The 16587-nt window shown below is 37.1% G+C and carries 16 protein-coding genes; 15 read left to right on the plus strand and 1 reads right to left on the minus strand.

Annotation, left to right across the window (positions count from 1 at the left end):
• Positions 1 to 66 precede the first annotated feature (66 nt).
• The 14 genes from JE46_RS16910 (at position 67) to JE46_RS16975 (ending at position 13508) form a co-directional block, all read left to right on the plus strand.
• Positions 67 to 2262 carry a tetratricopeptide repeat-containing sensor histidine kinase gene (locus tag JE46_RS16910; protein ID WP_031456460.1) on the plus strand — a complete coding sequence of 732 codons (2196 nt, stop codon included), beginning with the start codon at positions 67 to 69 and terminating at the stop codon, positions 2260 to 2262.
• A gap of 471 nt (positions 2263 to 2733) precedes the next feature.
• Positions 2734 to 3552 (plus strand): alpha/beta fold hydrolase, encoded by an 819-nt coding sequence (locus JE46_RS16915; protein ID WP_031456461.1) that lies wholly within the window; start codon positions 2734 to 2736, stop codon positions 3550 to 3552.
• A 73-nt stretch (positions 3553 to 3625) separates the two neighbouring features.
• Positions 3626 to 3943, plus strand: a complete 318-nt coding sequence (locus tag JE46_RS16920; RefSeq protein ID WP_031456462.1) for a hypothetical protein — start codon at positions 3626 to 3628, stop codon at positions 3941 to 3943.
• A gap of 36 nt (positions 3944 to 3979) precedes the next feature.
• On the plus strand, positions 3980 to 4612 hold the full coding sequence (locus JE46_RS16925; protein ID WP_031456463.1) for a hydrolase: 633 nt from the start codon (positions 3980 to 3982) through the stop codon (positions 4610 to 4612).
• A 52-nt stretch (positions 4613 to 4664) separates the two neighbouring features.
• Positions 4665 to 6053: an alginate export family protein gene (locus JE46_RS16930; RefSeq protein ID WP_031456464.1), complete on the plus strand. Its 1389-nt coding sequence runs from the start codon at positions 4665 to 4667 to the stop codon at positions 6051 to 6053.
• A 192-nt stretch (positions 6054 to 6245) separates the two neighbouring features.
• Positions 6246 to 6980: a M17 family peptidase N-terminal domain-containing protein gene (locus JE46_RS16935; protein ID WP_035136738.1), complete on the plus strand. Its 735-nt coding sequence runs from the start codon at positions 6246 to 6248 to the stop codon at positions 6978 to 6980.
• Positions 6981 to 6984: 4 nt separating this feature from the next.
• Positions 6985 to 8871, plus strand: coding sequence for an amidohydrolase (locus JE46_RS16940; RefSeq protein WP_031456466.1), 1887 nt, complete (start codon positions 6985 to 6987; stop codon positions 8869 to 8871).
• Positions 8872 to 8882: 11 nt separating this feature from the next.
• A complete protein-coding gene (locus JE46_RS16945; protein WP_031456467.1) occupies positions 8883 to 9311 on the plus strand; it encodes a DoxX family protein in 429 nt (142 codons plus the stop codon).
• 2 nt (positions 9312 to 9313) lie between these two features.
• Complete coding sequence (locus tag JE46_RS16950) at positions 9314 to 9787, plus strand: Dps family protein (RefSeq protein ID WP_031456468.1); 474 nt, start codon at positions 9314 to 9316, stop codon at positions 9785 to 9787.
• Positions 9788 to 9793: 6 nt separating this feature from the next.
• The gene (locus tag JE46_RS16955) at positions 9794 to 10459 is read left to right on the plus strand and encodes a YoaK family protein (protein WP_031456469.1); all 666 of its coding nucleotides are present in this window, start codon (positions 9794 to 9796) and stop codon (positions 10457 to 10459) included.
• Between the two features lie 159 nt (positions 10460 to 10618).
• Positions 10619 to 11977: a sigma-54-dependent transcriptional regulator gene (locus tag JE46_RS16960; protein WP_031456470.1), complete on the plus strand. Its 1359-nt coding sequence runs from the start codon at positions 10619 to 10621 to the stop codon at positions 11975 to 11977.
• Positions 11978 to 12231: 254 nt separating this feature from the next.
• Complete coding sequence (locus JE46_RS16965) at positions 12232 to 12522, plus strand: GNAT family N-acetyltransferase (RefSeq protein ID WP_031456471.1); 291 nt, start codon at positions 12232 to 12234, stop codon at positions 12520 to 12522.
• 15 nt (positions 12523 to 12537) lie between these two features.
• A complete protein-coding gene (locus JE46_RS16970; protein ID WP_031456472.1) occupies positions 12538 to 13158 on the plus strand; it encodes an alpha/beta hydrolase in 621 nt (206 codons plus the stop codon).
• Positions 13158 to 13508 carry a cupin domain-containing protein gene (locus JE46_RS16975; protein ID WP_031456473.1) on the plus strand — a complete coding sequence of 117 codons (351 nt, stop codon included), beginning with the start codon at positions 13158 to 13160 and terminating at the stop codon, positions 13506 to 13508. Before JE46_RS16970 ends, JE46_RS16975 begins: the two co-directional genes overlap by 1 nt.
• A 76-nt stretch (positions 13509 to 13584) precedes the next feature.
• Here the strand turns inward: JE46_RS16975 and JE46_RS16980 are convergent, their stop codons facing one another.
• Positions 13585 to 15174 (minus strand): sigma-54 interaction domain-containing protein, encoded by a 1590-nt coding sequence (locus tag JE46_RS16980; protein WP_167343446.1) that lies wholly within the window; start codon positions 15172 to 15174, stop codon positions 13585 to 13587.
• 301 nt (positions 15175 to 15475) lie between these two features.
• On the opposite strand from JE46_RS16980, the gene JE46_RS16985 reads away from it, so the two are divergent.
• Entirely contained in the window at positions 15476 to 16414 is a 939-nt protein-coding gene (locus JE46_RS16985) for a ring-cleaving dioxygenase (RefSeq protein WP_031456475.1), read from the plus strand.
• Positions 16415 to 16587: the final 173 nt, after the last annotated feature.

Consider the following 16587-nt stretch of genomic DNA (forward strand, 5'->3'; position numbering starts at 1 on the left):
TTCTAATAGTTACTTACATATAATATGATAAGAATTCGTATAGCAAAGCTTGTGTTTACATTCTTAATGCTCAGTTACAATTGCTACTCTGTAGAGATTCCGACATATTCAAATTCTGTTGTCAGCCAAAAGGATTCTGCCACTAAAGCAAAAATTACTAATTTTCTTGATCGTGGAGCCGTTTTCCTGTACAAACCGGAAAGCCATAAAATGGATATGGACAGTGCAAAGTCTAATTTTGATCGTGCTTATGTTTTAAGCAAAAGCATTAACGATGAAAACCTCAAACATAAATGCCTGGTTTACTATGGAGAACTTTTGTTTGAAGAAAACAACTACCCAAAAGCTATTGAAATTATTCAAAAAGTAATTGCTTATTATAAAAAAACGAAACAGTATAAACAAGAAGCCGACTTATGGGCTGTACAGGGAAAAAGATTATTCTGGCAGTCACCACGTAGCTTTAAAACTCTTGAAGAAGCTGTAATTTGTTTTGATAAAGGATCCCTGATTTACAAAAATCTGGGCCTTTTAGAAAAATTTGCCTATTTCATAAAATACAAAGCAGATGCTCATTTAAATCAGGGAAGATTAGATCTGGCAGAAAAAGAATTATTCCAGATTCTCGCTGTTTATAAAAAAATTGGTTTTAAAAAGCTGCATTTCACTTACGATCTTTTAGCAGATGTGAACAGGCTTAAAGGAAATTTGGGTAAAAGCCTTTATTATTCTCTTGCCTGTGTAAAAAGTATGGAAAAAACAGGAGATTTTGATTATGATGCAGATTTTTATCAACAGCTCGCAATTGCGTACAAAGATATCGGCAAACATAATTTAAGTATAGAATGGCTCAGAAAGGCAATTAAAACGCTGAAACTCAAGAAAGAAATTGATTATTATAACTTATATGAATTTACAGATTTACTGGCCAAGGAACTCATTGAAGTAAAAAGAGAAAAAGCAGCACTAAAACAAGTACAAAAAATTATAAGAGAATATCCTCCTCAAAATGATAGTGGCAAAGCAATAATTTTGGGCTCACTGGCCTATTGTTATAACAAAAATAATCAGGTTAAGCTTGCCGAAGCCAATTTCAAAAAAATGATTGAGTTGTATGAAAAAAGTAATGCAATGTATATCATTGATTTATCCAAAGCTTATTTTGAGTTTGGAAAATTCTACGAAGAGCATAAAAACTATGATAATGCCAGGATCAATTTTCAAAAATCGCTGAATTTTTCAAAAGGAATTGTGGAGCTTTCCCAAATCAAAGACGCAAATTTATATTTGTTTAAAATTGATTCTGCTAAAGGAAATTATATTGCCGCAATAAAATATTTTCAGAGATATAAAAAACTGAATGATTCTATTTTTAATGAAAAAACGAACAGGCAAATTGGAGAACTGCAAATTTTATATGGCCTTGAAAAGAAAGAAAAAGAACTATCTAATTTAAAATTGGACATGGATACTGAAAAAGGAAAAAGGATCCAGGCGCAAAGTACTATAAAATTTGGAATTTGCATTGTTGTTTTTCTTTTAGTGAGTATCCTTTTGTTTGGGATAAGTTATCAATCCAAGAAAAAAAACAACGATCTTTTAATCAGTAAAAAAAGAGAAATAGATCAAAAAAACGAGACACTACTGAAATTGGTAAACGAAAAAGAATCTCTTATGCAGGAAATTCACCATCGTGTAAAGAATAATCTGCAGATTGTTATGAGCCTCCTGAATTCGCAGTCTTCAACCTTAAAAAGCAAAGAAGCTTTTGATGCCATTCAAAAAAGCCAGCACAGATTGTATGCGATTTCTCTTTTACATCAAAAATTATACAGAACAGATATCATTAGAGAAATAGAAATGGAAAATTATATCCATGACCTGTTGTATAATTTTAGAGACACATTTGATATGCAGCATATTAATTTTGAAACAGATCTTCATCCATTACATCTAAACGAAGCACAAGCTGTTTCTGTTGGACTTATTTTGAACGAAGCAATTACAAATTCGATTAAATATGCCTTTCCGGACAATCAAAAAGGTGTTATTCTTATTGTGATGAAGCCTCTGGAAAATTCGAAAGTAAAACTTCAAATTAAGGATAACGGAATTGGTTTTCCTGAAAATTTTAATACTTCATCAACTTTAGGAATAAACTTAATCAGTGGTTTAGCTCAGCAGCTTGATGGCGAAGCCTCTTTTTTTAATGATTATGGTGCTGTAATCGATGTTGAATTTATACGGAAAAATATTTCTTAAGAAATAACCCGATTCTTTTAAATAATTCTCCATAAAAAAGTTAACGCTTCACTATTTCTTAATTGAGGATCATGAATCCTTACAATTTCTGCAAAACTTAAAGCGGAATTTATTTTTAATTAATGGATTTAAAAAGCAACTTTTAATTTAAACAGATAGGTAATTTCCTAAATTATTATTACCCTCTTCATAATTTTACGATATATCGTAATAAAAAAACACACTCAAAACATCCAAACTCCTTATATCCAAAGCCATCATGATATAGGTATGTTATTTGGCTAGTGTTCTGCGACGTCAATAAATTCAGAATACAGCAAAACAGTACTGAATTTTTATTTATTAATCTTGATTAAGCAACAGCTTTTGGCCGCTGTCCTAAGTTTGCATAACCAATTTAACAAAACAAGTCCGGATACAGAATCGAACCGGATGTTGATCTCGGGAATTATTAATCTAAAACCATACAAAATGAGTACAATTACAGTAAAAGACGGAACACAGATTTATTACAAAGATTGGGGAACGGGACAGCCCATCGTTTTTCACCACGGATGGCCTTTATCAAGTGACGACTGGGATTCACAAATGATGTTTTTTCTTCAGCAAGGATACAGGGTTATTGCGCACGATCGCCGCGGACACGGGCGTTCAGGACAAAGCGGTGAGAACAACAATATGGAAACTTACGCATCAGACATCTCTGAACTAACAGCTGCACTTGATCTAAAAGATGCCATTCATGTGGGGCATTCAACCGGAGGAGGCGAAGTGATACGCTACGCAGCAAAATATGGTAAAGGACGTATTGCAAAAGCCGTAATCATTAGTGCTATTACACCAATTATGATTCAAAACGAATCGAATCCGGAAGGTGTGCCGTTGTCTGTTTTTGATGAAATCAGAAAAGGTACTGGATTTAACAGAGCACAGTATTTTTATGATTTTCCAATTGCATTTTACGGATGGAACCGTGAAGGAACAACAGTTCAGGAAGGCATCAAACAAAATTGGTGGCGCCAGGGAATGATGGGTTCTGTTTTATCACATTACGAAGGTATCAAAGCTTTCTCTGAATCAGATTTTACAGAAGATCTAAAAAGCTTAGATATTCCTGTTCTGGTTTTACACGGAGAAGATGATCAGATTGTTCCTTATGAGCAGGCTCCGAGAGCAGCCAAACTTTTAAAAAACGGTAAATTAATTACCTACCCGGGATTCTCTCACGGTATGCCTACTACCGAAGCAGAAACGATCAATAATGATATTCTGGCTTTTATAAAAGCATAAGCAAACAATATTTTAATGAATCAGACTGCCTGTAAAGTTTGCTTTTGCAGGCTAGTTTAAAACCATATTAATTATGAGTTCGTTTCAACCCCCATCATTTGATACCGTTACAGAAGCTTTACAATGGCTCAACAATCAGGGTTTTACAGAAAACTTTAATCTCGATACAAATTGTATCCGCTGTAATAACAACAAACAATCCATGTCGCCGGAAGAATTCAAAATCGAATATATTTTTCGTTTTGAGGGCGATACAGATCCGGGAGACGAAGATATAGTGTATGGCATTATCTCAGAAGTTTATGCCCTGAAAGGGGTTTTAACCAGCGCTTTCGGAATTTATGCCGATAGTGTTTCCGCCGAAATGATCCGGAAACTCTCAACACATTAAGCATTTATAAAACATAACATTTTAAAATAAATAATCATGAAACCATCTACAAACTTATTGTCACCGGATAATCACGCTTTAGTATTAATTGATTTTGAAGGGCAAATGGCATTTGCTACGAGTAATATTGCGTTAAGCGAATTGCGCAACAATGTGGCAATCATCTGCGGAGCGTCAAAAATCTTTAATGTGTCTACTGTAGTAACTACTGTTGCCGAAGAAAGTTTTTCGGGTCCGGTTTTTCCTGAAGTCGAAGAATATTACCCAATTGCCACTTCAGGATATATTGACCGTACAACAATGAATACCTGGGAAGACGAAGCAGCTTATAAGGCAATTACAGGCAAAAACAAGAAAAAAATAGTCCTTGCAGGATTATGGACAGGCGTTTGCATCGTTGGGCCGGCTTTATCTGCAATCGAAGAAGGCTATGAAGTTTATGTAATTACAGATGCTTGTGGTGACGTAAGCGAAGAAGCTCATGAACGTGCAGTGCAAAGAATGATACAAGTTGGGGCAAAACCTATAACCTCTATCCAGTACTTATTAGAGCTTCAGAGAGACTGGGCACGCGAAGAAACATATGTTCCGGTAACTAATTTAATGAAAAAACACGGTGGTTCTTACGGTTTAGGTATTCACTACGCGCACAACATGCTAAAACACTAATTCATTTCTTTATTTCAACCTGAAACATACATAAAACCTCTTACCCTTCATAATGTTGAAATCAACACCATTCATATCAAAAAACGTCAGGCTGCTTTTTCTTTTTCTCTTAATGGGAAGTATTGTTTCAGCACAAAGTTTTAAGCTTTTGCGTTACGACGAAAATTACGGGTCATTAAGAGATTCAACCCGAAATTTTTATGAGAATTTAAAATTTGTTCCCTTAAACAGCGAGAACAATTTTTACCTGTCATTTGGCGGCGAAGCCAGATATGAATATGTTGATTTCAATAATGAAGACTGGGGTCGGCTTAACATTGGCCAGAACAATTTTTTGCTCCAGCGTTATGATCTTCATGCTGATCTGTATTTAGGTAAAACTTTCAGGGTATTTGTACAGCTAAGGAGTGCTTTGCAGGACGGAAGAATTAACGGGTCAAGAGGTATTGATGAAGATCAGTTGAATGTACAGAATCTTTTTTTGGATGTGAATTTATATCAGAAGGAAGACAAAAAAGTAACCGTTCGTGCCGGAAGACAGGAACTCGATTACGGTTCCGGAAGACTGATTTCGGTAAGAGAAGGCCCTAATGCGAGATTGTATTTTACAGGAGGAAAAATAATGTACTCCTCTGCCCGATTTTCAGTTGATGGTTTTGCTATGATGGAAGACGAAATCAATACAGGTGTTTTTGATAATAAAATATCAAAAAAACGGAATCTCTGGGGAGCTTATTCCAAAATAATATTCCCAAAAGCAGGAAACCTGGATTTGTATTACCTCGGAATCAGAAGAGATGCAGCTGTTTTTGAAGAAGGAATTGCTTCAGAACAAAGACATACTGTTGGCACAAGGTTTTGGAAATACGGTGGTGGTTTTATTTATAATCTGGAAGCAGCTTATCAGTTTGGAAGTTTTGGTTCCGGCGATATAAATGCCTGGACTGGATCTATAGATATTGGATATTCTTTTGAAGATATCAGATTCAAACCCACTATAAACCTTCGGAACGATTACATCTCGGGAGATAAAAACAAAGGTAACGGAAGCCTGCAGACTTTTAATCCGCTCTTTCCAAAAGGAGGTTATTTCGGATTTAGCCCACAGGTGGGGCCGGTAAACCTTATCGATATTCATCCTTATGCCACAATGGATTTACTGTCAACGCTGAAGATGCAGGTGGATGTGGTTTTTAACTGGAGATTTTCAACTCAAGACGGGATTTACAGACCAAGCGGATCACTAAATCTAACCGGAAGTGCATCAGACGAACGGTATATCGGTACAGCATATTTAGCCAATTTTGTCTATAGTGTAAACAAATATATATCAGTCGTAAGCGGGATACAGTATTTTAAAACCGGTGCTTTTATCAACGACATTATTCCAAATTCTAAAGATGGTGTTTTCTTTAATGTCCGACTTGGATTTAAATTTTAATAGCATAAAAATATACTCTTACTGAATTAGAACACTGATAAAACGGATTTGCTATCGCAAAAACGCGGATTTACGCAGATTCATTTAAAGAATTTATTTAGAAATCCGTTTTATCCGTGCTTTTGCGATAGCAAATCTGCGTCATCCGCGTCAAAATCTACATCAGTTATATCATCAACTAAATTTCTAAATATGAAAAAATCAGTCCTTTTTAACAAATACACAATTAGAACAACGATTCTAATTCTTCTAATATATGCAGGCTTAACTAACACTGCTTTTGCACAAAATGCCGCACTCGGGTCATCTACAACCTGGGGTAAAGTAGATGGAGTTGCAGTAAACGGATTGGTTCAGGGACCATCTGCAGCCGAAGCAGAACTGCAGGTTGCCTGTGTTTTTGAATACACAGAAGGCGATATTTTTAACCCTCCTGCCCTGCCTGCAAACCTAAACGGAATGGTACATTTAGATGATGCCCTGAAAGGCATTATTACCGAATTACGCAAAAGCGGTAAATTTACAGGACACTCGCTTGAAACTTTATTGATTATACCTCCAAAAGGTACTTTGGCAGCCAAAAAGTTATTGCTCATTGGTCTTGGCGAACGCACTAAATTCACACCGGATTTAATGATCAGTGTAGGAAGCGTTGCCATGCGTGAGGCTTTGCGTCTGGGTGTGAGCAATTATTCTTTTGCGTCTGATATAAAAGATGCAGGAATCGATTCGCCAACAGCGTTAGTTGCAGCCAATGTAGTTTTGGGTTCTTTTGAAGCTTACAGAACGCAAACATATTTAAAAGATAAAAAATTATCAGATCACAAACCTTTAAGCAAAATCATTCTGCTTGCCGGACCGGCTTTTTATACCGTTGCCGGTGATGGAATTAAAGAAGCAATTGCAAAACTTAACGCTAAATCATAACATTATGAAAGCAGATTTAATTTTATTCAACGGAAAAATTCATAGCTTCAATACTGAGACTCCAAACATTACGGCTGTTGCCATCAAAGACGGAAAATTTATAGCAGTTGGACATGACAGTCATGTAATGGAATTTGCTTCTGAAGAAACTAAAATAATAGACCTACAAAACAAGAGAGTTGTTCCCGGAATCAACGATTCGCACATTCACCTGATTCGTGGGGGCTTAAATTATAATTTAGAATTGCGTTGGGATGGTGTTCCTTCTCTTGCCGATGCGCTAAGAATGCTGAAAGAACAAGTTGACCGTACGCCAAATCCGCAATGGGTTCGTGTCGTTGGCGGCTGGTCTGAATTTCAATTTGCCGAACGCAGAATGCCGACTCTGGAAGAAATTAATGCAATTGCGCCAGATACTCCTGTTTTTATTCTGCATTTGTATGACAGAGCCATTATGAACAGGGCAGCTTTAAGAGCGGTTGGTTACAACAATAATACGCCTGCTCCTCCTGGAGGGAATATTGAACGTGATTCAAACGGTGAACCAACCGGATTGATTATTGCTACCCCAAATGCTATGATTTTATATTCGACACTGGCTAAAGGTCCGACACTTTCGTATGAACATCAGATCAATTCGACGAGACATTTTATGAAAGAACTAAACCGTTTCGGAATCACAAGTGTGATTGATGCAGGAGGCGGATTTCAGAATTTTCCAGATGATTATAAAGTTGTTAATGAACTGAACGAAAAGAAACAATTAACAGTTAGGATTGCCTACAACCTGTTTACCCAAAAACCAAAACACGAGTTTGAAGATTTCTCAGATTGGATTGATACTGTAAAACTGTATCAGGGCGACGATATGTACCGTCATAACGGTGCAGGCGAAATGCTGGTTTTTTCTGCTGCCGATTTTGAAGATTTCCTGCAGCCAAGACCCGATTTGCCTGAAAGCATGGAAGCCGAACTGGAAAAAGTAGTCCGTCTTTTGGTTGAAAACCGCTGGCCGTTCAGGCTTCATGCCACTTATAACGAAAGCATTACCAGATTTTTGAATGTCTTCGAAAAAATAAATCAGGAAATTCCGTTCAACGGACTGCCCTGGATTTTTGACCACGCCGAAACTATTGACGAAAGAAATATTGAACGCGTAAAAGCACTTGGCGGCGGTATAGCCATACAAAGCAGAATGGCGTATCAGGGTGAATATTTTACAGACCGTTACGGAGCAAAAGCAGCCGAAAACACACCGCCAATCAAAAAAATGATTGAAATGGAAGTTCCCGTTGGTGCAGGTTCTGATGCTACACGCGTGAGCAGCTATAATCCATGGGTTTCTATGTATTGGATGACAGTTGGAAAAACAATTGGCGGTCTGCAATTGTACAACGAAACCAGATTAAACAGACAGACCGCTTTAGAATTGTACACCAGAGGTAGTGCCTGGTTTTCTCAGGAACAGGCCAAAAAAGGTGATATCAAAACCGGAATGTTTGCAGATCTGGTGGTTTTAGACCGCGATTATTTTAACATTGACGATGAAGAAATCAAAAAGATAGAAGCGGATTTGACTATTGTCGACGGAAAAATTGTGTATGCCAATGGAGATTTCTCTTCGTTTTCCCCGCCTCGTATTCCGATTTTGCCTGACTGGTCTCCCACAAATATTTATAACGGATATCCGTCAAAAAGCAGTTTCAGGAATACCATAGAGAAAAACGCTAAAGCAGATGCAAAGCCTGGTCTGACTTCACAGATACACAGTTGCAGTGGCAGCTGCGATGTTCATGCACACAGCCACGATATTGCGAGAATGAGCAATGTTCCTGTAGATAATTATAACGCATTCTGGGGCGCATTGGGCTGTTCCTGTTTTGCCTTTTAAATTTTAAAACAATGACTGAAATTATCAAACAAATCCTGTATTCAGATTTAGGATCAGCACTCAGCAATGCGACACTTTTAGCATTTAGAGTTTTACTTGCAGTTGAATTATTCAGAGTTCACGGAATGAAGAAGTTTCGAACTGAAAATGGACAAAAAGAACACGTTCCGAATCCGCTCCATCTTCCTGAAAAACTAAACGGATTAGTGGCTGCATTTTCAGATACCATAGTCCCGATTTTTATTATTCTCGGTCTTGGAACCCGACTTGCCGTACTTCCAACTATCGGTGTTACAGCCGTAGGATATTTTGTGGTTCACAGAAAAGATTCGCCAGAAGTACGCGACGTTCCTTATATGTACACGTTATCCTTATTACTCATTCTTGCGCTGGGAGCAGGAAAATATTCACTTGATTATTATTTATTAAACCTACTTTAAAAATGAAAGCAAACATCGGAATTAAACAAGAAAACATCTCCAAAGTTGCAGAAGTTCTAACAAAAATTTTAGCAGATGAATTCGTATTGTATACTAAAACAAAAAGAGCACACTGGAACGTTGAAGGACCTGATTTTTATAACAAACATCTTTTTTTCGAACAGCAATATGATGCTATTGACGAAATTGTTGATACGGTAGCAGAAAGAATCAGAGCATTGGGTCATTACACGCCTGCCACTCTTAAAGATTTTCTTGCCCTGACACACCTTACAGAAGAATTACAAGAAAAAAATGACAGTAATGGTTTTATCAAAGAATTGCTTTTGGATCATGAAAGCATTATTATTTATCTGCGCGAAAACATAAATAATATTGCAAATGAATTTCAGGATGCCGGAACGAGTGATTTTATAACAGGTTTAGTAGAAACTCACGAAAAAATGGCATGGATGCTTCGTGCCCATTTAAAATAATAAACCATGGAAATTCAAAAAAATATTTGGTACGTAACCCTGCTCCTCACTATGATAGCAGGGTATTGCGATACCGTAACTTTCGTTGCAGCAGATTCGATATTTTCGGCACACGTTACAGGAAACTTTATCGTCTTTGCCTATCAGATTATCAAAGGTTCTGATGTACATGCCTGGATCAAATTATTGACTTTTCCCATCTTTATATTTGCCGTTATTGTTGGCGGAAGAATCGCCTTAAAAAGTGTCAACCGCTACACGATTTTGTTTTGGGAAGGAATTATATTGGTGCTTTGCGGAATTTCTTCTTATGTTTTCGGATATTTGGAAATATTCTCAGAATGGGCAATGTACACTGTAGCAATGACAACTGTCTTTGCGATGGGATTACAAAATGCTTTCGGAAAATTGTTTGCCAAAGAAACTCATGGTCCAACAACCATGATGACGGGAAATGTAACCCAGGCTTCGCTTGATTTGGGAAACCTGCTTAAAAACGGTACAAATGATGCCGATTCTTTATTAAGCTTTAAGAAACAGCTGGTTACTATTTTTGGTTTTCTTACAGGCTGTTTTTTAGGAGCTGTTGCCGGAAAATATTTTGGTTTAACCACTTTGCTGTTGCCGGGAGCTGCTATGATCATTTGTTACTGGTATCACAGGAATAAGTAAGCATGCTTGCTGTGTCTTTGCAGATTTCTAATATATAGAGTACCTTTAAAAAATGATTTATAAATCTCCTAAATACTGTCAGCCATCACATTTATTTTTTGTAAAAAGACAGTTTTTTTATTGCTGGTAATTGCGCGAACCAATATAACTTTTAGGTAAATGAAAGAAAAAATTCTAATAGTTGAAGACGAATTTATAGTAGCAAACGATTTAAAAATCATGCTGATTAAGACAGGTTACGAAATAATTGGCATTGCTTCTTCTGTGGTTCAGGCACGAAAATTAATTGAAGCCAAAAGACCAGACTGGGTGCTGCTTGATATCATGCTGAAAGGTGACCTTACCGGAATTGATCTTGCCTGGGAACTGCGCGAGATACAGCTTCCATTTCTCTATATTTCGGCCAATACAAATCAGTCAACTCTTGAGGCCGTGAAAGAAACACATCCGTATGGTTTTATGGTGAAGCCTTTTCGAGAGAGAGATTTGGCAGTGATGCTCGATATTGCAAAATACCGTTACAATGAAGAAAAAGGTACTTTTACCGATACACTGCCCAAAGTTGCAGATGAAGAAATTGAAGGCATTATTGGCAGCAGTGAACTTCTAAAAGCAGTAATTGAAAAAATAAAAATTGTATCTCCGGCAGAAACTTCGGTTTTGATCCTTGGCGAAAGCGGTACCGGAAAAGAAAGGGTTGCACATTCGATACATAATTTATCTACCCATAAGCCCAATCCGATTGTGGTGGTCAATTGTGCTGCTTTACCGCAGTCATTGGTAGAATCAGAACTTTTTGGCCATGAAAAAGGAGCTTTTACAGGGGCAAATTCATTACGGATCGGTAAATTTGAACAGGCACATAACGGCACTATTTTTCTCGATGAAATTGGTGAATTGCCATTGGATTCTCAGGTAAAGCTATTGCGTGTCCTGCAGGAAAAAGAAATTCAGCGTCTGGGAGGAAATTCAACCCTAAAAATTAATGTTCGGGTGGTAGCGGCAACAAACAGATGTTTAGAAAAAGAAGTTGCCGAAGGCCGTTTTCGTTTGGATTTATATTACCGGTTAAACGTCTTCCCGATTCAACTACCAACGTTAAAAGACCGTAAAGAAGATATTGAGGTTCTCGCCAATCATTTCCTCAGAAAATATGCTGCAAGTGCCAGAAAAAATGTTTCAGCAATCAGTTCGCCAGCTTTAGCACAATTGATGCAGTACGACTGGCCGGGAAACATAAGAGAACTCGAACATTTGATAGAAAGAAATGTGCTGTTGGCTAAAACAAACGAAATCGAAAAGTTTGATCTTCCGTTGCATACCGTGAGCCCATTACAGGAAAACAGCGGTAAATTAAAAACGATGGAAGAAATGGAAAAAGAACATATAATGACTGCGCTGCAAAATTGCGGTGGTAAAGTTTCTGGCCCCGGTGGCGCTGCAGAACTGCTGAACCTACAGCCACAGACGTTGTATTCAAAAATGAAAAAATTAGGCATAAAACAAGGGTACAACTGATTTTGTAAAAACAAAAAGTGTAAGGTTTTAGAATTTAAAAATTAAAGCATTAAAAGTAAATCTCTTAGATCTGCTTAATCTGCGAGAAAAAACTAAGCGCATAGAAAAAAAATTAAAAAGAAACTAGTTTCTCAAACAGAGCCGATTCGGAATCTCTATGTACCTTTAAATAAATAAAATGCATTTTTTATCAATATTGCAAACTATAATCCTCTGTGTTTAAAACAAAACGCAATGACATACATTAAAAATTTATGGAAACAATAAAATTAGAATTAGACGAAAAAAAACACGGCGCCTTTAATCTTTATGCAGAAGGTAAAAAACTGGGTGAAATGACCGTAAGCCTGAAAGAAGATTTACTGACTGTTTACCACACAGGCGTTGAGCCAGAGGCAGAAGGAAAAGGATATGCCAAAAAACTTCTGGACGAAATGGTTTTGTATGTTCGCGAGCACAATATGAAAGTTTTACCGCTTTGTCCTTATGTGCACGCACAATTCAAAAAACATCCGGACGAATACGAAGATATCTGGAAAAAATAATTTAAAAACAAGCTTATGAACTTAGATACTATTACAGCAGGCGTGCCTTTAAACGAGGCAAAAAAAGCTTTGATCCTGCTTCACGGACGCGGCGCAGGAGCACATGATATCCTTTCGGTTGCTAAATATCTTAACGTTGATGATTTTGCTTTGGTCGCGCCACAGGCAGAAAACAGAACCTGGTACCCCTATTCGTTTTTAGCGCCAATTTCCGAAAATGAACCTTCATTTTCAAATTCACTTTATGCTATTGCTCAGGTTTTAATTGCCGTACAGCAAAACGGAATCGAAAAAGAAAACATCTATTTCCTCGGATTTTCGCAGGGAGCTTGCCTGGCGCTTGAATTTACTGCCAGAAATGCTGCCAAATATGGTGGTGTTGTGGCGTTTACGGGAGGATTAATTGGTGATAAGGTTTACGAAGAACATTATCACGGGAATTTTGGGAATACTCCAATTTTCATCGGAACGAGTGATCCTGACTTTCATGTTCCTGTGGAAAGAGTGAATCAATCTGAAGCGCTTCTTGAAAAAATGGGTGCCGATGTGACCAAAAAAATCTACGAAAATATGGGCCATACCATCAGTCAGGACGAAATTGATACGGCTAACGCACTTATTTTTTCTAAAAAATAATGATCCAAATTACAAGAGTATACAGTGACAAGAATGGCGAAAGTCATTTTGAGGATTTTGAAGTTTTGTTGAGAAACAATGGCGACATCGGTTTTTTATCTGATGATGAACCTGTAAAATCTATTGTTTTTCGAGAAGTGAGTCCGTCCTACGATTACGATTTTCATAATGCGCCCGACCGCCAATATATCGTTTTATTGGATGGCGGCGTAGAAATCGAAACTTCGCTTGGAGAAAAAAGAATTTTTGAAACTGGTTCAGTCTTATTGATGGAAGACACTGCCGGAAAAGGACATAAAACGAAAAATATTGAACCCAGAATAAGAAAGTCAATCTTTATAAAATTATAAAACAAAATGCGAGAATATATGGTTTTAGTGATGTGCTGTTATTTCAGGGGAAATTAAACCCATTGCACGAATAATTTCAACTTAAGAAATGTTCTTTTTTAATACCTAGCTTCTGCATTCGGGAAATCAGTGTCGTTCCGGGAAGACCTAATAAAACTGCAGCACCCTGTGGACCAGAGATTCTGCCCCCGCATTTTTTTACGACTTTTAGAATATACTCCTTCTCTACTTCCTGCAAGGTTTTGGTATACAAATCTGATTCAGGATTTTGAGTTTCGATTCTGAAAGTTTCAGGGAAAGCCATTTCTTTAATTATCTCTTCGTTAGCAAATAAAATAGCTCTTTCGATCCTGTTTTCTAATTCCCGCACATTTCCCGGCCAGGCATTCAGTGTCATGCTTTTGAGCGCTTTTTTTGAAAAACCTTTCATTTTTTTTCCGATTTTGATTGAATGCCTTTCGAGGAAAAAACCAGCCAGAACTTCAATGTCTTCCACACGTTCGCGTAAAGCAGGCAATGCAATCGGAAAAACGTTTAATCTATAATACAAATCGCTTCTAAAACGGCCTTCGGCAACTTCTTTTTCCAAAAATCGGTTGGTGGCTGCGATTATACGAACATTAATTTTGATGGTATTTTTACCGCCAATTCTCTCAATTTCTTTCTCCTGTAGTACACGAAGCAGTTTTCCCTGAAGTTCTAATGGCATCTCTCCTATTTCATCCAGAAAAATAGTGCCGTTATGTGCCTGTTCAAATTTTCCGATCCTCAAATCTGAAGCTCCGGTAAAAGCCCCTTTTTCATGCCCGAATAATTCACTTTCAATCAGGTTTTCGGGAATCGAAGCACAGTTCACTTTTATCATTTTTTCGTTAGCAACCAGTGACAATTTATGGATGGCATTTGCAATTAACTCTTTTCCGGTTCCGGTTTCGCCAAAAATCAAAACGGTCGATTCTGAAGGGGCTGCCTGAGAAATCAGTTCATACACCTTTTTCATGGCATCACTGTTTCCGATAATTCCATGAAAACCCTGATTTTCTACAGCTATATTTTGTGATTTTCTTTCGCTTAAGTTATTTTTCAAAAGCTGTAATTCTTCCCAATTCCTTTCAAATGCTGTTGCCAGTTTTATATTCCGGATTGTTATCGAAAGTTGCGATGCCATGCCACGAATAGTTCTATTAGATTCCCTGCTGAAAACGGCAGCGTTTTTAAAGACTAAAAAAAGCACATTTAGGCTGCCTTTTATCTCTGGCAGACAGACTCCTATTCCATTCTTGAAACCTTTATTGTGAACTGAATCCAGATAAACCGGAAGTCTGTTTTTTTTCTCCGGTACCGTTTTTAATTCAAAAACAACGGTTTCAGGCGTTTCTATACAGAGGTGAAAAAAACCGTCATTAATCGGATAGACCTTAGAAAATTCCTGCGGACTGGTAAACTGATAAAATATGTGGTAGTCTTTTTGGCCTTCTTCGGCGGAAGCCAGAATAAAATCTTCAAATAAAAAATGCTGTTTTAAACCGGTTATGACATTATGGAAATCTTTTCGGGTTAAAGCTTCTGAAAGTGCTTTGCAGATAGACAAAATCTGCAATTGTTCTCTTTCTCTTTCCTGCAGCCTGTTCCTCATAACTGCGGCCTGATCTTTCGGATTTTCCATAAAGCGTACTATTTTATGCGGTAAAACGTAAATGTAAGAAATGGCTTTTATAGAATGACTATAGTTTTTTAAAATAAAATATTTTCCGAACATAAAATTACGATATATCGTATCACTATCATATGCTAAACAAATCCAACTTTTTATGAAACAAGGGATTGCTGTAAACGGAATGTTATTTGGTTAAAGTTTGTCTGGAAAAAAGCCCCTTTTTTATTTCTTAATCTAGGTTAATCGATGCAGGAGGATAACAGCGGTAAATTTGTAAAAGAAAATCAATAACAATTTAAATATATAAATCATGGAAAATAAAATTTTAGGCTTACACCATATTACTGCAATTGCAGGTGATGCTAAACGCAATTTCGACTTTTACTCTAAAATATTAGGATTACGTTTTATCAAAAAAACTGTCAATTTTGACGATCCGGGAACGTACCATTTTTATTTTGGTGACGAAGTAGGAAGCGCAGGAACAATCTTAACTTTTTTCCCTTGGGGCGAAGGAATCCAGCAAGGAAGAAAAGGCAGCGGTATGGCAACAGAAATTGGGTATTCTGTTCCAAAAGGAAGTTTGGATTTCTGGCAGAAACGTTTTGAGCAATACAATGTGATTTACAATAAACCGTCTGAAAAATTCGGAGAAAAATACCTTACTTTCTTAGATCCGGACGGATTAAAATTAGAATTGATTGAATCTAAAACCGACGATAACAGAAAACCTTGGGAAACCGACGAAGTAAAAGCAGATGTGGCAACAAGAGGTTTTCACAATATTACACTGACATTGAACAATATCAAACCAACAGCAGCAATTTTAACCGAAATATTTGGCTATAAATTAATTGATCAGGACGTTAACCGTTTTCGTTATGCAACAGCTGCGGTAGAAAATGCAGCGATTGTTGATTTGGTAGAACTGGAAGAAGAAAAACGAGGCCATGTGGCTAACGGATCTGTACATCACGTGGCATTCAGGGTTCAGAATGATGAGATTTTAATGCACTTCCGTGAAAAAATAGAGGCCCACGGATTGTCTATTACACCACAGATTGACAGAAACTACTTCCATTCTCTTTATTTTAGGGAACCGGGCGGTGTCTTATTTGAAATTGCTACAGACAACCCCGGATTTATGGTTGATGAAAGCTTAGAAGAATTGGGACAAAACCTAAAACTTCCTGCTCAATACGAATCGGACAGAGCCAGCATTGAGGCACATTTGGTTAAGATTAACTAATTGGTAGCGTTAAGCATAAGGTTTTTGAGAATCAACGATTTGTATTTTCTTATTTGAAGGCTTTCAGAATTCTTAGGATGATACAAAATTACTCTAAAATAAAACCGATACACTATATGAAAGTATATTGTATCGGTTTTTACTATTACTATGTATGATTCTATCCTCTTCTG

The organism is Flavobacterium chungangense LMG 26729, assembly GCF_000735715.2.
GTDB classification, from domain to species: Bacteria; Bacteroidota; Bacteroidia; order Flavobacteriales; family Flavobacteriaceae; genus Flavobacterium; species Flavobacterium chungangense.

What these genes read in the sequence shown, in the direction of transcription:
- JE46_RS16910 (WP_031456460.1), top strand. Translation starts at nt 67, where the DNA reads ATGCTCAGTTACAATTGCTACTCTGTAGAGATTCCGACATATTCAAAT.
- JE46_RS16915 (WP_031456461.1), top strand. Translation starts at nt 2,734, where the DNA reads ATGAGTACAATTACAGTAAAAGACGGAACACAGATTTATTACAAAGAT.
- JE46_RS16920 (WP_031456462.1), top strand. Translation starts at nt 3,626, where the DNA reads ATGAGTTCGTTTCAACCCCCATCATTTGATACCGTTACAGAAGCTTTA.
- JE46_RS16925 (WP_031456463.1), top strand. Translation starts at nt 3,980, where the DNA reads ATGAAACCATCTACAAACTTATTGTCACCGGATAATCACGCTTTAGTA.
- JE46_RS16930 (WP_031456464.1), top strand. Translation starts at nt 4,665, where the DNA reads ATGTTGAAATCAACACCATTCATATCAAAAAACGTCAGGCTGCTTTTT.
- JE46_RS16935 (WP_035136738.1), top strand. Translation starts at nt 6,246, where the DNA reads ATGAAAAAATCAGTCCTTTTTAACAAATACACAATTAGAACAACGATT.
- JE46_RS16940 (WP_031456466.1), top strand. Translation starts at nt 6,985, where the DNA reads ATGAAAGCAGATTTAATTTTATTCAACGGAAAAATTCATAGCTTCAAT.
- JE46_RS16945 (WP_031456467.1), top strand. Translation starts at nt 8,883, where the DNA reads ATGACTGAAATTATCAAACAAATCCTGTATTCAGATTTAGGATCAGCA.
- JE46_RS16950 (WP_031456468.1), top strand. Translation starts at nt 9,314, where the DNA reads ATGAAAGCAAACATCGGAATTAAACAAGAAAACATCTCCAAAGTTGCA.
- JE46_RS16955 (WP_031456469.1), top strand. Translation starts at nt 9,794, where the DNA reads ATGGAAATTCAAAAAAATATTTGGTACGTAACCCTGCTCCTCACTATG.
- JE46_RS16960 (WP_031456470.1), top strand. Translation starts at nt 10,619, where the DNA reads ATGAAAGAAAAAATTCTAATAGTTGAAGACGAATTTATAGTAGCAAAC.
- JE46_RS16965 (WP_031456471.1), top strand. Translation starts at nt 12,232, where the DNA reads ATGGAAACAATAAAATTAGAATTAGACGAAAAAAAACACGGCGCCTTT.
- JE46_RS16970 (WP_031456472.1), top strand. Translation starts at nt 12,538, where the DNA reads ATGAACTTAGATACTATTACAGCAGGCGTGCCTTTAAACGAGGCAAAA.
- JE46_RS16975 (WP_031456473.1), top strand. Translation starts at nt 13,158, where the DNA reads ATGATCCAAATTACAAGAGTATACAGTGACAAGAATGGCGAAAGTCAT.
- JE46_RS16980 (WP_167343446.1), bottom strand. Translation starts at nt 15,174, where the DNA reads ATGGAAAATCCGAAAGATCAGGCCGCAGTTATGAGGAACAGGCTGCAG.
- JE46_RS16985 (WP_031456475.1), top strand. Translation starts at nt 15,476, where the DNA reads ATGGAAAATAAAATTTTAGGCTTACACCATATTACTGCAATTGCAGGT.